Below are 15,119 nucleotides of genomic sequence, written 5' to 3' on the forward strand. Positions count from 1 at the left end.
CCCGCCATTATCTGGTAAGGGCCAACCAATCGACCCACCAAAGAAACTAGCGGGTCGAGCGAGAAATATGATTAGTAATACATTACAAATTTACGATGAACCGTCGAAACCCCTAAGGTTTGGAATTGTGCTTTTGCCAAACTTTACGCTGACGGCTTTCTCAGGATTTGTGGACCTTCTGAGGCTAGCAAGCGATGAGGGGATATGAGTCGGCCGGTGCGCTGTTCTTGGATGGTAGTTGGCGAGAATATCCTGCCGGTCAGGGCCAGTTGCGGAATTCAGGTTGTACCATGGGCGACCTTCGACAAGGCGGAGCCATTCGACTACGTGGTCATAGTCGGCGGGTTGCTGCATTCCGGTCCCGCAGCGAGCGAAGCGACAATCCGTTTTATCCGTTCAGCAGGCGAAAGTTCCGCAACGGTCGTCGGAATATGCACGGGCGTATTCGCGTTGATGCGAGCCGATATCATGAACGGCTACCGAATTTGCGTGAGCTGGTTTCACTACTGGGACTTTCTTGAGCGATTTCCGCAGGCGGCCGAGGCAGACCTCGTTGCTGACCGGCTGTTCGTGATTGATCGGCGTCGCATCACGTGTTCGGGAGGATCTGCGTCGATTGACGTGGCGGCGGCAATCCTGCTTCGGCATTTCGAAGCGAGCATCGTTCAAAAAGCACTTCGTATATTGCTGGTAGATGACGCGCAGAAAGGCAATGCACCGCAACCGTATCCGCTAGGACTGAAACCGGCATCAAATCCGAAAATTCGAAGAGCAATCCTGTTAATGGAGCAGCACATCGGCAAACGTCTGACCTTGCCCGACCTTGCGAGAAGACTAGAGGTATCGGTTCGCCAGCTTGAGAGATTGTTTCAGGCGGAAACTGGGCAGTCTCCCGTAGCCTACGATCGGCAGATTCGGATGCGAATGACAGCGTGGCTGCTGACGAGTTCTGACCGGACGGTCGCAGATATCGCTGCCTCGTGTGGCTTCACCGACGCATCCCATTTAAACAGGGAGTTCAAAAAGAGCTTTGGAGTAAGACCCGTAGCATATCGGGAAACTCAGGCCCTGGAAGAGATGGGGCTCACTCAGCCATGCCCATAAATTATGAAAAGTGAGCGTTCAAAAGTGGCACTGGAAATACAACACAGCGCCTCGACACCTGACGGTCGGCTAATCCACGCGCTTGATGAGCGTGACTGGCAGCCCATGATGATTCAAGGTAAGCGTCATCCTGGGTTCTGGATTATTCCGATAGTCGACGATGAGACTGGTTTATGGACCAGTTACTGGATGCGCCTGGACGCGGGTGCTCGGTCGCTCCTGCATACTCATACCTCTACCGAACTGCTGCTGATCATGGATGGGGTCTACACCGACCAGGACGGCACCGACATCACCGCCCGACAGGTTGTGACGTACGCGGCAGGTACGTCACACTGGTCGCACTCACGGGAAGGATGCACCGTGCTCGTGGTCACGAATAGCGAGTCAGAACTGTAATCCTGGTTGTATCTGCAGGGAGCTGACTAGTGCCGACTTACCTTGCTGAAAACACGCCCAACGAACAATAGAATCTTAGCAATCCAACATTCTTTGAACGGCAATATGAAACCAGGGTCGACAGCAACCAGAGGTTATCGGCATCTTATTCCTTCAGTCAACGCGCTTGTCGAGTTCGAAGCGGTTGCGCGCCTCAGCAGCTTCACTCTTGCCGCGCACGAACTTGGGGTGACGCAGGCCGCCGTAAGCAGGCAAGTCAAGTTCCTGGAGGAAACCCTTGGTAGTCGCCTCTTCCAGCGCCTCTACCGCGCTATCAAACTGACCGATGAGGGCGAAGAGCTGTATCTGGTCGTCGCCGAGTCAATGCAAAAGATTGCCGGAGTGTTCGACCGGCTTGCGAGCGGTCCCGTCCAGCAGGAACTTGTGCTCGCCGCAACCTCGGCTTTTTCATATTTTCGCCTCCTGCCCAGGCTTTCGTCTCTGAAAAAGTCTCAGCCGCAGCTTCAACTTCGCCTCTCCACACAGATGTTTACCTCGGACCTCCGGCACAAGGAGATTGATGTCGCGGTACGGTTTGGGAACGGACGCTGGGGCGATGGCACGGCCACGCTGCTGTTCGACGAAGAGGTGTTTCCGGTCTGCTCGCCAAAATGGTTAGAGTCGCAAGGGTCGCCCGAATCCCTGCAGGCCCTCGCCAACGCGGCGCTCATCGAATCGGACTCGACCTCGGAAGGATGGATGGGGTGGGAGGCGTGGTTCCATGCAGTAGGCTTCAGACCCCAGCGGCTGAATTTTGCTCTGCGATGCAGCCTTTATACGGACGCAATCCAGGCCGCCCGTTTCGGTCACGGCATCGCTCTTGGCTGGGGTAGGCTCGTCCATGACATGCTCACGGCGGGTGAACTCGCGAGGCTACCCCTCGCCTCGTTTAAGGTAAGCGACTCATACTTCGTCGTGGTGCCTCACGGGCGTACTATCACGCCCGCGATAGATGGCCTGATCGACTGGCTTCGGGAAGACTCCGTTGATGGTTGACGCTCGTCAAGCCCCATCTGGCAAGCGTTTTACGCATATCGGACTGCATAACTTAAAGTAATGCCAGAACGAAAATAAAGCGCATTGACGCTCTTTTTCGTCACTCCAATACTGGGTTTCATAGCGGGAACAATCGAAATCCCGACACCCCTGAACGTTGGAGAAGGACGATGTCTGAAGTGAAGATCAAGACTCATGGTGAGTTAATCCGTAGCCGTCAGCCCGGGCACGGTATGCCCGGTGAGCTCTTTGGTCGACAGGACGTTTTTGAGACAGACGTCGGGGTCTTTTTCCACAAGCATTGGATTCTGGTTGGAGTCACTGCCGACGTTCCCGAGCCAGGGGATGTTTCGACCGTCGATATCGGCAAGGCTTCAATCATCATTGTCCGGGACGACGACGGGAACGTCCGGACGTATCGCAACGTCTGTCGTCATCGCGGGGCGCGCCTCAAGGAGGCTGGGAAGTCGACCGTAGGCATGCTGGTGTGTCCTTACCACCAGTGGACGTACGATCTCGACGGCAGCCTGCGCCATACGATGCACATGGGTAAGGATTTCGACATGACCTGTCGCAGTCTCATTCCGGTGCACACCAGGATTGTCGGAACGCACATTTTTGTTTGTCTCGACGAGAATCCGCCGGAGGACATCTCGAAGCTGGAAGCGACGATGGCGCCGCGCTTCGCGCCGTACGACTTGCAGAACACCAAGATTGCCTTCGAGCAAGAAATCATCGAAAACGGCAACTGGAAGCTCGTCATGGAGAATAACCGCGAGTGCTACCACTGCCAAGCCACTCATCCGGAGTTGACAGCGTCGTTCCTGCCCGAAGATTTTGGTTTCTGTCCTGAAAACCTCAGTGATGAATCTCTTCGCGCGCTTGAAGAGTACAAGGCGCGCAACGCCAAGTGCCAGGCAAGCTGGGAGCGTGAAGGATTCGTTGCCGAAGCCTTTGAGTGGCTCGACGAGGATGCGGTCACCCAGTTCCGGACGCAGCAGCTGGTTATTGCCGGCGCGGGTGAATCTCAGACTATCAGCACAAAGGTTGCCAGCACAAAGCTGTTAGGCAATCTCACACGACGTGACCTCGGGGATACGCACCTATGGACGCACAACTCGTGGACGCATGTCATGAGCGATCACGCGGTGATTACCTACATCATCCCGCTTGCCCCAGATAAGACGCTGGTGCGCTCCAAATGGCTCGTCCACGCGGCTGCGGTAGAAGGTGCGGATTACACGATTTCGGATTTGACGGAAGTCTGGGTTGCGACTAACACGCAGGACAAGCATCTCGTCGAAATCACGCACGAGGGTACCCAAGACCCGGCATACGCACCCGGCATGTTTTCACCGTTCACTGAAGTCTATGTCGACCAGTTCTCGCGCTGGTATGCGGCCCGACTGAACGCGCACGGCGTCAGAGCACAATCATCATGAATTCTGTAGAAAGATTATTCGACCGGATGCCGGAGTCTGCTGACCGACTCAGCAGCACGGGCACGTGGGAAAGCGGTGCGAGACAGTGGCCGAGTAGTGAGCAGCAGACGCTGATCTGCTGCCGCATTGTTGAAGAAACACACGACGTCAGGACGTTCGAGTTTCGCACGGAAGATGGTTTGCCCGTGCGCTTCGAGCCGGGTCAGTTCATGACGGTGTCGGGGACCGTACAGGGCCAGTCTGTTGCGCGCTGCTACACGATTTCCTCGCCTCCGACGCGTCCGTACCTGGTGTCCATTACAGTCAAGCGGGTTCCGGGGGGTGTCATGTCGAACTGGCTTCATGAAAATATGAAACCGGGAAACCAGTTGCACGCATATGGCCCGTCCGGCGCTTTCACTTCTACGGCATCTGCTGCTCCGAAGTCACTTTACCTATCGGCTGGCTCGGGTGTTACGCCGCTGATGTCGATGACCCGGGCTAGTGTAGACCTCGGGCTCGACCGCGATATCGCGTTTGTGCACAGCGCGAGAACGCCTGCCGATATTGTTTTTCGCGAGGAATTGCAAAGACTGGTGAAGCTGTCTCCGCGGCTCAAAGTCTTCTTCGTGTGCGAAGGCATCGGCAACGAAAAAACTTGGGTCGGCGCGACGGGCCGATTGAGTATCCAACTGCTGTCGGAATGGCTTCCGGACTACGCGGATCGCGAGGTGTTCACCTGCGGTCCTGCAGGCTACATGAGTGCCGTAAGGGATTTGCTTCGCGAAGGTGGACATGACCCGGCACGCTATCATCAAGAAAGCTTCGACATCTCGGCAGCAGTAGCGCCTGAGCCTGCTGCGCCTGAGCGCGAGAGGGCTCAAGATACGTTCACGGTCAAGCTGTCCCGATCGTCGAAGACATTCACGATGGGTGTGTCGGAAACAGTGCTCTCGGCTGCGAAAAAGGCAGGTGTCGTGATCGCGTCCTCTTGCACTCAAGGCGTCTGCGGTACCTGCAAGACCAAGGTGCTCGAGGGTACCGTCGATATGAAGCACAACGGGGGTATCCGGGAGCGCGAAGTCCAGAAGGGTTTCCGCCTTCTGTGCTGCAGCCGCCCTACATCGGACTTGGTCCTTGAGCTGTAACCGCCAGACGTGCAGGAGCGGCAGCACATCCTGGGTATCTGCCGAGGCTGCTTCTGCCGGTCCAATTCCTCTGCATGGGCGCGAAGCAAACGCTACGCCCTCACTGAAGACCACACAACAACGAAGCGCTACCTCTCCGGAGGGTTTGCATGTCCGGCAGTCATATGATTGACGTGAGCAGTGTCGCGAATCTGAAAAGAACAGAAAGCACGTTGTTTAATGTTCGGGCGTACAGATTGGCACGTGTGCTTGAAGTGCTGAAGAAGAATGACTGTGCCGCGATTTTGCTCTATGACCCGGTGAACATCCGCTATGCAACTGACACGTCGAATATGCAGATATGGACCGGGCGCAATCCGTCTCGCTATGTCATGGTATTTGCCGATGGTCGCGTCATTGGTTGGGAATTCCATAGCTGTGACCATGTATGGGACGGGCTGACCCTAGACTTTGAGTTGCGCAGTGCTGTCGCCTGGAATTTTTTCAGTGCTGGGAACGACGCCGAGCGCCGCGCCAGCGTCTGGGGCGCAGAGATTGTTGACGTCATGCGCGAGAGTGCTGCGGGCGAACTCCGCCTCGCGGTCGACCGGCTCGACCCTATCGGGGCCGCTTATTTAGTTAAGAATGGCCTGACGCTCCTGGACGGGCAGGCAATGATGGAGATTGCCCGCTCGGTCAAATCGGTTGACGAACTTGTACTCATAGGGGAGTCGCTACACGTTTGCGAAAAAGGAATAGAACGCATGCATCAGGAGCTTCGGCCGGGGATGACGGAGCAGGACCTTTGGGCAAACCTTCACTACGAGAACATCCGGCATGGCGGAGAGTGGATCGAAACGCGGCTCCTCGCTTCAGGGGACAAGACCAACCCCTGGATGCACGAATGCTCCGCTCGGGTATTGCAAGGTGGCGAGTTGCTCGCCTTCGACACGGACATGGTTGGTCCGAATGGCTACTGCTCGGATATATCTCGCACATGGACGGTGGGACACACTCGTCCATCTGATGAGCAGCGCAAGCTCTATGAAGCTGCCTATTCGCAAGTACATTTCAACATGGATCTGATTCGCCCGGGTATGGCGTTTCGAGAGTTTTCTGAAAAGGCTTGGAAGATACCGGAAATCTATCTGAAGAACCGGTATAGCTGCGTAGCCCATGGCATCGGCATGGTCGACGAGTATCCGAACATAGTGCACCAGGTGGACTGGGATAGCTCGGGCTATGACGGCCTGTTTGAAGCCGGCATGACGCTCTGTGTAGAGAGCTACATCGGCGCAGAAAATGGATCTCAAGGGGTGAAGCTCGAGCAGCAGGTATTGCTTACAGGAGGCGGCTGTGTGCCTCTCGCGTCATGCAGCTTCGAAACCGACTGGCTGTGAAACTGTCGGCAGGAGTTGTTCGTTTCGTTCCTAAATTAGATCGCCATCCCGTGATGAGTCAGCACCCGATAACACCTATGCATGAGTCGGATCTAGCCGAGGTGCTGAGGATGCAGGCAGCAATTGACGTCACCCTGACGTCAATTGCTGACATGGGAGCCGGGCGGTGGCCGCAGCACGGAAGCACCGTTCGCTCCGCACATGTCTTCGATACGACAGACGTTGATGATTTAAAAAGCGTCGGATCTTGGATCAACAATGAGGCCGATAAGCGAACCGTGTTTTGCGTTGGATCGAGCGGTGTCGAGACAGCATTGGTGGAATGTGGTGCGCTTGTGTCAACATCCGCCCGTCATAGCGAATGTCGTTTGCACAAACACAATCGCATGGTCGTCGTTTCAGGGAGCTGCTCAAAAACCACTTCGAGCCAGATCGACGTAGCCGTAGCAGCGGGATTCGTTCCTGTACTCCTTGATGTCGACCGGCTGATGCTCGACCCCGAAATAGAAAACGTGATCGCTACGACAGTGCGCGCCGCTTCAGAAGCGATCGCGCGCGGTAACGACCCGATTATCTATTCCGCGAAAGGCGCTAGGACCGACACGCGCCGAGGAGACCCCACAGAACTTGAAAGTCGAATTGGCGAATGCCTTGGCGAAATACTGTCCGAATTGCTCAGTATCCGTCAAATTGACCGGGCTGCCATTGCGGGCGGGGACACCTCAGGCCGCGTTACGCGGGCGCTCGGCGCGGTCGCAATCAAAGTCGCGGTGCATATAACTCCAGGCGCACCGCTCTGCGAACTATATCGGCCCGGACGTACACCTCTTTTAGTGGCTCTCAAGGGTGGTCAAATGGGATCTGATGACTATTTTATCAAAGTGAGAGACGCGTAACTCCAACAGCGTTTGCGGGAGGTCTCCGTCGAACTGCTCGAAGGGCAAATCTTGAGGCGGCTTCATAAACCGGAGTTTGAACCACGCTAAGCTGTCGGCGAATTGTGGTTGGACTCCGCTACCGCGTGTCAAACGCCTGATTCATCTGCCTGGCGCGCTTGAGATCGTCTCCTTGTAGATAAATCGAGGTAGTGGCGATCGACGCATGGCGCAAGTTGTCGCGTACGGTGGTGAGCTCGGCACCGCGGGCGAGCGCATGTGTGGCGTGTGTATGTCTCATCCAGTGCGGGCTGGCGCGGCGTAGCTTTTCTGAGGTCGCCGGATTATCGGGACCGATGACATCGGCGGCCTGCTCAAAGAAGCGCCGCATGACGATCCACAGACGTGTGCCGGTAATGCCGACCACGCTGTCCTGCTCGGTACGAACGACGAGCGGTGTCGAGGAATTCCAGCGCGCCGGCGTAACTGGCAATCGGCGCTGGAACAGATACCGATCAAGCGCCGTGCGGGCCAGCGGAGGCAACGCCACTTTGCCGGGCCGGCTGCCTTTGATGATCAGATGCAGCCAGTGATCATAGTTTTCGTCAACACGGATGTCACCGAGCGTTGCACCGACCAGCTCGCTTGCGCGCAGGCCCGTGGCGTATGCAAAGTCGAGCATAAAGCGAATCCGCTGTGCGGCGGGTGCTTCCCAGCCATATGACCATTCGAGTCGGTCGGCGATCACGCGCACCAGCAACCATTCCGCTTCGGTGAAGCCGCGAGAGCCGTCAAGGGACACGACGCGAGTATGGCCACGCACCTTTAACCCGGCAAAGGGATTGGCCAGCACGTAGCGCTGTTCCATCAGCCAACGGAAAAGCGCGCCGAGTACCGATAGCGCGTACGCGGTGGACCGGGCTGAAAGGCTACTTGCGAATGGCCGCCAATCGGGCGCGTGACGCAGCCGGGGCGGTCCAATCCACCGTTCGCGTGGCGTTGGCCGCCGCAGGAAGCTGCGGTAAGCAATCGCGTCTTCCGTCGTGAGCGACGACAGTGCACGGCCGCGTTCGACGATTGCCCACAGGATCAGACGTTCTGCCTCTTTTCGATAGGCGCGCTGGGTAGCAGGCGTTTCGTGCAGCGCGAGCCACGCCTGCACTGCCTCGTAGTCGTTCGTCGCATTGAGGGTGCAGGCGTGCTGCGGTCCCCGGAAGCCGCCGCGAGAGCCGTCGACCTCATGCGGCAACTGCAACCTCTCCCAGGGGACAACAACTCTGGAAGAGGACACTGCAATCAGCGCCCGTGCGCGTTCAGTTAGTTGAGGATGGGACTGAAAAAATGTTTCGATGTGCCGGGCGCCAGCCTGGCCTAGCCCCGGAATCGCGCTCCACCAGCGGCGTCGACGTGGCACACGTACCGTCAGGTCCGCTAGCGTATGGATGCCGTAAGCGCGTAGTGTCCGGACGGTCCGCGGTGAAAGCCATGAATCGATGCCATCGGTGACCCGAGGCTGCGGCACCCGCAAAGAGCGCAGAACATCGATCGCGTGGGCAACAGTACTCGCGTGCTTTAGCCGTTCGTTGATGGGATGCTGAAACAGATCGACCAAGTCGATGCGCTGGCGATGGCGCGCGAACGCGATCAGCTGTTGCCGGATCTGGCCAAGGATGCCCCGTGCGGACTTACCGGGAGCTCTGTCGTGCGGCAGGTAGCGGTCCACCGCCGCGCGGGACGACAGGCCCGCATACCAGCCACGCAGTGCAGCGAGTGCGGCTTCACCCGGAAAAACCGGGGGTTGCGGAACGTCGTGGGGCGGGGGCGAGAACTGACGCGTTTTCATGATCGCCAGTTTATGCCATTGTGATAAGAAGGATTATCTGAATAGTATCGATTTTTCCACCATTGCACCGAGTTGCCAAAATCCGAGAATCCGTGTGTGAACCCGTTCCCAGACCATCTCTATTACTGCCGAGGACGCAGATGCCCCGTCGATCAATCTTGTCTGACGCCGAACGCGAAAGCCTTCTCTCGCTCCCAGAAGGTCGCGATTACCTGATCCGCCACTACACCTTCAGCGAGTCCGACCTATCATTGATTCGCCAGCGCAGAGGCGCAGCGAACCGATTGGGCTTTGCCGTGCAACTCTGCTATATGCGCTATCCCGGCATCATCTTGGCTGCGAGCGAATCACCACCTTCACCGCTATTAGATATAGTCGCGCGGCAGCTCACTCTTTCTTCGGAGCACTGGGCCGAATACGGTCGGCGTGAGCAGACACGTCAGGAGCACCTTCTGGAGCTGCAGGTGTTCCTTCGTGTAGAACCGTTCACACGGGTGCACTACCGGTCGGCCGTGCAGTGGGTGGTTGAATTGGCCTCGCAGACCGACAAGGGATTCGTGCTCGCTGGCGAGTTGATCGAACATTTGCGAAGAGAATCCGTCTTGCTTCCGAGCGCGAACGTCATCGAACGGGTATGTTCTGAAGCGATCACACGAGCGACCCGTCGGATTTATCGGACGCTGACTGAGTCGCTGTCGGACGATCACCGGAAAAAGCTCGACCAGTTACTCCTTCAACGTAAGCCCGAGAGCCGCATGACGTGGCTTGCGTGGCTGCGTCTGTCACCGGGCAAGGCCAACTCTCGTCAGATGGTCCTTCATATCCAGCGCCTGAAGATCTTTCAAGCGCTTGATTTGCCAGTTGGCATCGATCGTCTGGTACACCAAAACCGCTTGCTCAAGATTGCTCGCGAAGGCGCACAGATGACTCCAAACGATCTTGCTAAATTCGAGACAGAGCGTCGTTACGCGACGCTCGTTGCTCTGGCGACCGAAGGAATGGCGACAGTCATCGACGAAATCGTGGACTTACACGACCGCATTATCGGGAAGCTTTTCAATTTCGCGAAGAAGAAACATCAAAACCAGTTTCAGCAGTCAGGAAAATTGATCAACGACAAGGTACGACAATACTGGAAAGTGGGCAATGCCTTGTTAGCAGCTAAGCAGAGCGGCACCGATGCGTTCGCAGCAATCGAGTCCGTCATGTCTTGGGAGGCGTTCACAAAGAGCATTGACGAAGCACAGCAGCTTGCGCAGCCGGAGGCATTCGACTTCTTACATCATCTCGGCGAACACTATGCGACGCTACGCCGTTACGTCCCGGAACTCCTCGATGTGCTGAAGTTGAGGGCTGCGCCGGCAGCAAAAGATGTGCTCGACGCCGTCGATTTGATCCGGGACATGAACGCTGGCAACGTACGCAAGGTTCCATCCGATGCACCAACCGATTTCATCAAAAAACGATGGAAAGCTCTGATTCTCAAGGAAGACGGTATCGATCGCCGCTTTTACGAGTTGTGTGCGCTGTCGGAGTTGCGAAACGCTCTGCGCTCGGGCGATATTTGGGTACAAGGGTCGCGGCAGTTCAAGGACTTCGACGAATATTTGCTGCCCACGGAGAGGTACGCCGAACTCAAGTCCCTCAGCAACTTGCCGCTGCCTGTCGCGACCGACTGTGACCAGTACTTGAACGAGCGGCGAGAACAGCTGGAACGACAGTTGGCGATCGTGAATCGAATGGCGGCCGCGAATAATCTGCCCGATGCAATCATCACGGAATCTGGCTTAAAAATCACACCGCTCGATGCTCTCGTTCCCGACGCTGCGCAGTCTTTAATTGACCAGACGTCAATGATGCTGCCACGGGTGAAGATAACCGAACTGCTGATGGAGGTCGACGAATGGACCGACTTCACCCGGCACTTCACGCATCTCAAAAGTGGCGAGACGGTCAAGGACAAAACGCTACTGCTCTCGGCCATCCTTGCCGATGGAATCAACCTTGGCTTGACCAAGATGGCAGAGTCTTGCCCTGGCGCCACGTATGCACGATTATCGTGGCTACAGGCATGGCATGTCCGCGATGACACTTATTCCCAAGGGCTGGCGGAATTGGTCAATGCGCAGTTCTCTCAAGCTTTCGCCGGCCACTGGGGTGACGGTAGTACATCTTCCTCTGACGGTCAGCGCTTCAAAGTCGGTGGCCGTGCTGAAAGCACCGGACACATAAATCCGAAATACGGCGATGAACCAGGAAGGATGTTTTACACCCACATTTCCGACCAGTACGCACCGTTCAGCATGAAGCTCGTCAACGTCGGTGTGCGAGATTCGACTTACGTCCTGGACGGTCTGCTGTATCACGAATCTGATTTGCGCATTGAGGAGCACTACACCGACACAAACGGATTCACCGATCACGTCTTCGCGCTCATGCACCTACTCGGCTTTCGTTTCGCGCCGCGCATCCGCGATCTTGGCGACACCAAGCTATACGTTCCTGGAAAGCCCACTGACTATGCGGCACTGACCGCGATGATCGGCGGCCCCATCAACCAAAAGCACATCCGCAACCACTGGGACGAGATTTTGCGTCTGGCCACGTCGATTAAACAAGGAACCGTGACGGCATCGTTGATGCTACGAAAGCTGGGCAGCTATCCGCGCCAGAACGGTTTGGCGGTTGCTTTGCGAGAACTGGGGCGCATCGAACGCACGCTGTTCATACTGGATTGGCTTCAAAGTGTGGAGCTCCGCCGACGCGTGCATGCAGGACTCAACAAAGGCGAAGCGCACAACGCGCTAGCACGCGCTGTCTTCTTTTACCGCCTTGGCGAAATCCGCGACCGTGGCTTTGAGCAGCAACGATACCGAGCCAGCGGCCTGAATCTGGTGACCGCGGCAATCGTGCTGTGGAACACGGTCTATCTAGAGCGCACTGTGCACGCATTGCGCGCCCGAACGCGAGACGGTCGAACTGCTCGGGATCAATGTGGCGCAAGGCGCGCACGAAACGCTTGACGCTCTCGTAGCTCGCGGTGAATGCGAACTGATCGACCAGATCCTGATAGATCGCCTGCGCGTTGCGTCTCAGGCGGACCTGCTGTTCGATCCATTCGCGATGCGGTTCGCTTGCGGAGCGGGTGAAATTGAACGTTGTGGTCTTGCTGGAACCGTCGGTAGCCGGTGGTCGCGGCGGTGGGGAAGTTTGCGTGACGGCCGTTTCAGAGCCGGTGGTCATCATGGGGGAGTTTACCGACCCAGACTTCTCCGACTCGAAGATCGCCTGATAGCGACGGATCGTCTTGCGGTGGATGCCCGTGAGCCGCTGGATCTGGCGCTGGCTCTTGTTACGCTCGAGTAAGGTGAATACAGTGCTTTGCAGGTGCGGCTTCAAGACGTTCACTCCGTGAACTCCTTCTTGTTCGAAGGAGACGAAGATAGACGTCCTGCAACACTTCTCCCGTCAGCTCAGTCGACGGTCGTCAGGCGGGGGAATTTGAAGTGACCATACCCGGGGAAATTTGACCGACCGCCGGGAGATAAACATCTGCGCTGTTTCCCCGTCGGCGAGCGTGCTTCTCCTTATCTGATATGGTAAGAAAAACTTACCCTTGATACCAGAAAAGACAACTCGACATACTTCTTCCGTAGATCGAAACTAAATTGACTGGATGCCGCTAGGAGACGTAATCGGCTGACCGATCTGGACGTTAAAGTACGTCAGTTCGGTAAAGAGATTGTCGAATCAGGAAACCGTCCGATGGCGAATATTGGCGACGGTCATACTGTGGCAGGGATGCTTATGAAAACAGGAACACGCATACCCGGGGAGATTCGAACGGTCCGCTAGTGCTGATGTTGCATAGAGTCGGGCAGACGCTACATGCTTGGGGCGGAACAGGAAAGGTGCTGGGGGTTGCCGGCTATCAGGTAATAGCGCTTGACGCACGTGGCCACGGCGATTCGGACTGGACGCCCAACGGCGACTATTCCAGGGACGCATGGTTCGCGATCTCCAATGTATTATCGACGCAAAATTGCCAATGAGAAGAAGGTGATCGGTTTCGAGTGAATGTCGCCACCATTGATGTGGCCGCCTAAGGAGCCAAACTGTTACGATCATTATAATCAGTATAACTAATTAAGCCTGCAATTATCAGGAGCCGGGAGTGACGAGGTCACGGCCAGTTGGGCAGACTAAAGCGACGTAAATAGCCGACGTAGAGGATGAAATGTCATTTGATTGCCGTTCGTAACAACTGATTGGAGCGGACGGATGTAATGATTTTTGACAATTTGAGGGTGATAGAGGCGGAGGTACTGCTTGATCGAGCGGAAGGCACGAAACAAGAGAAGACGACGAAATTAACCGACGATGTCAAGTTTATCGCCATAGCTTGGCTCGGGCCGATTTAACGATATCTTTGTGACTTCAGTATTTTTTTAGAATAAAACCGCCGGTTTGGCAAAAGGATAAAGCCAGTACGTGGACTGGTAATTCAGGAAGCGAGGTTTCGAGGTATTAATCTTAAATGTAATCTTCCAAAAATGATTTTAATCTAAAGGAGACGACCGTGAGGAAGACATCTATTGCTATTATAGCATCATTTTTTGCTATGGAAAGTTGCGCCTACGCGCAAAGCAGCGTAACATTATATGGCCTTATCGATGTGGGCGTGAATTATATCAACAACGTTCGAGGTCATTATAATATTGCGCTCACAAGTGGCGTCGTGCAGGGGAGTCGCTGGGGTCTGAAGGGAAGGGAAGATTTAGGCGGTGGATTGAGTGCCATTTTTACCTTAGAGAATGGATTTGATGTCACGAACGGAACGCTAGGGCAAGGCGGCGCATTGTTCGGGCGTCAAGCATACGCCGGTTTCAGTAGTGAAAGATTTGGTACAATCACGCTTGGGCGTCAATATGATTTGCTCACCGATTTCATTGCGCCTCTTTCAATTCTCACTGAAACAGGTATAGGCGCTCCGCTCGATAATGACAATACCGATCACACGATTCGCCTGAACAACACTGTAAAATATACAAGTGCTGACTATGGTGGGTTGAAATTTAGTGGCCTCTACGCTTTCAGCAACAGCCCCAGTAGCGACGCTGCAGGAACGGGTTTTGCCGCCAACCGTGCATGGAATTTCGGGGCCGCATATATGCACGGGCCGATTAATTTGGCTGTTGCTTATTCAAGCATGAACGGCTTGGGGGCAAATAGTACCGGTGCTATTACAAATGCGCCCGTAAACGCACCCGTGCTAAAAACCGTTACCAGTCAGAAGATTTTTGCCGCCGCCGGAGGTTATACGTTCGGTCCTGCTACAGTGAATCTCGTCTACAGTCACGTCAAATTCAAGGGTTCTACACAGAATTTCATTAACAACGGTGAAGATGTTAATAATTATCAAATCAATGGCGTCTATCATGTGACGCCCGCGACGGTGCTTAGTGCTGGATATTATTATACAGATATTGTTCAAAATGTTGGAAATATAAAACCGAAATTCCAGATATTGCAGTTGATGGCGGATTATTTTTTGTCGAAGCGAACAGATGTTTACGTTCTTGGGGCTTATCAACGAGCGAATAGCGATGCAGGTCCTGCGTCGTTCGCACCTTATCCTCTGGATTCTGGAGTTTCAGGTACGGGGAATCAGGTTTTGGTGCGAGTAGGTATGCGACTCAAATTCTGATCGAAGTGACCTGCCCTTGAACTTTTCTTCAGATTGAAGCGGTAATATGATCTATCCCCGGAAGTGGTGCGTCTGACCCGGAACTAGTCGGTCCTGCAGAATCAATCCACCGAAGTTAAGGATCCCGTACATAAATTATAAATAGATTAAAAACCACTTGACACACCTTTAAAGGCGCGTCGCGCAGTGAGATTTTTTCCTCATTGGC

General features: G+C 55.2%; 8 protein-coding genes and 2 pseudogenes. 9 read left to right on the top strand and 1 reads right to left on the bottom strand.

What is annotated here, in order from left to right; all coding sequences use genetic code 11:
- The first annotated feature begins 67 nt into the window (after window positions 1–67).
- From AWB69_RS28320 to AWB69_RS28350, 7 genes and pseudogenes are all read left to right on the top strand, one after another.
- Window positions 68–1,104, top strand: a pseudogene (locus AWB69_RS28320) (GlxA family transcriptional regulator).
- Between the two features lie 24 nt (window positions 1,105–1,128).
- Window positions 1,129–1,503 carry a cupin domain-containing protein gene (locus AWB69_RS28325; RefSeq protein ID WP_197500347.1) on the top strand — a complete coding sequence of 125 codons (375 nt, stop codon included), beginning with the start codon at window positions 1,129–1,131 and terminating at the stop codon, window positions 1,501–1,503.
- Between the two features lie 105 nt (window positions 1,504–1,608).
- The gene (locus AWB69_RS28330; protein WP_062090151.1) at window positions 1,609–2,538 is read left to right on the top strand and encodes a LysR substrate-binding domain-containing protein; all 930 of its coding nucleotides are present in this window, start codon (window positions 1,609–1,611) and stop codon (window positions 2,536–2,538) included.
- Between the two features lie 170 nt (window positions 2,539–2,708).
- Window positions 2,709–3,980 carry an aromatic ring-hydroxylating oxygenase subunit alpha gene (locus AWB69_RS28335; protein WP_062090152.1) on the top strand — a complete coding sequence of 424 codons (1,272 nt, stop codon included), beginning with the start codon at window positions 2,709–2,711 and terminating at the stop codon, window positions 3,978–3,980.
- Window positions 3,977–5,107, top strand: coding sequence for a hybrid-cluster NAD(P)-dependent oxidoreductase (locus AWB69_RS28340; protein ID WP_062090153.1), 1,131 nt, complete (start codon window positions 3,977–3,979; stop codon window positions 5,105–5,107). The genes AWB69_RS28335 and AWB69_RS28340 overlap by 4 nt, the downstream gene beginning before the upstream one ends.
- A 149-nt stretch (window positions 5,108–5,256) precedes the next feature.
- Window positions 5,257–6,486: a M24 family metallopeptidase gene (locus AWB69_RS28345; RefSeq protein WP_062090154.1), complete on the top strand. Its 1,230-nt coding sequence runs from the start codon at window positions 5,257–5,259 to the stop codon at window positions 6,484–6,486.
- Entirely contained in the window at window positions 6,459–7,382 is a 924-nt protein-coding gene (locus AWB69_RS28350; protein WP_075644007.1) for a four-carbon acid sugar kinase family protein, read from the top strand. Before AWB69_RS28345 ends, AWB69_RS28350 begins: the two co-directional genes overlap by 28 nt.
- A gap of 118 nt (window positions 7,383–7,500) precedes the next feature.
- On the opposite strand, the gene AWB69_RS28355 is transcribed toward AWB69_RS28350, so the two are convergent.
- Window positions 7,501–9,204, bottom strand: coding sequence for a phage integrase family protein (locus AWB69_RS28355; RefSeq protein ID WP_062090156.1), 1,704 nt, complete (start codon window positions 9,202–9,204; stop codon window positions 7,501–7,503).
- 140 nt (window positions 9,205–9,344) lie between these two features.
- Between AWB69_RS28355 and AWB69_RS28360 the strand changes: the two are divergent.
- Window positions 9,345–12,161: pseudogene (locus tag AWB69_RS28360) on the top strand (Tn3 family transposase); the annotation flags it as partial.
- A 1,622-nt stretch (window positions 12,162–13,783) separates the two neighbouring features.
- A complete protein-coding gene (locus AWB69_RS28370) occupies window positions 13,784–14,911 on the top strand; it encodes a porin (RefSeq protein ID WP_062090158.1) in 1,128 nt (375 codons plus the stop codon).
- Window positions 14,912–15,119: the final 208 nt, after the last annotated feature.

It is taken from the genome of Caballeronia udeis (assembly GCF_001544555.2).
In the GTDB taxonomy this organism is placed as follows: Bacteria; Pseudomonadota; Gammaproteobacteria; order Burkholderiales; family Burkholderiaceae; genus Caballeronia; species Caballeronia udeis.